This window comes from Mycobacterium sp. VKM Ac-1816D (genome assembly GCF_000416385.1).
GTDB classification, from domain to species: domain Bacteria; phylum Actinomycetota; class Actinomycetes; order Mycobacteriales; family Mycobacteriaceae; genus Mycobacterium; species Mycobacterium neoaurum_A.
The window spans coordinates 1-334 of sequence record NZ_AOHQ01000081.1 but is presented as its reverse complement, the minus strand read 5'-3'; the positions used below and the strand labels follow the sequence as shown (position 1 = coordinate 334).

Sequence of the window (334 nt, the reverse complement as noted above, 5' to 3'; positions counted from 1 at the left end):
TCCGACCGGGTGCCCCGGGCGTGAGTGGGGAGGCGGTGGATCGGTTGGGGTTCGGTGGACCGGTCTCCGCGGCGACCGCGGAGTTGATCGGTTGTGATGCGACGTTGACGTCGGTGATCGTCGACCACTCGGGGGTGCCGTTGGATGTCGGGCGCGCGGAAAGACTGTTCACCCCCGCGATTCGTAAAGCGCTGGCCGTCCGTGACGGCGGGTGTGCCCATCCGGGGTGCGGGCGCCCGGTGTCCTGGTGCGATGCCCACCACATCCACCCCTGGAGNGCCGGCGGCACAACCAGTATCGACAACGGAGTGCTGCTNTGCCGGNTNCACCACAC

Annotated in this window: 1 protein-coding gene; it reads left to right on the top strand. The window is 68.8% G+C overall.

Annotated elements, in window-relative coordinates; genetic code table 11:
* Positions 1-334 (top strand): HNH endonuclease signature motif containing protein (locus tag G154_RS00245; RefSeq protein ID WP_155944834.1); only part of this gene is annotated, 334 nt, incomplete at both ends.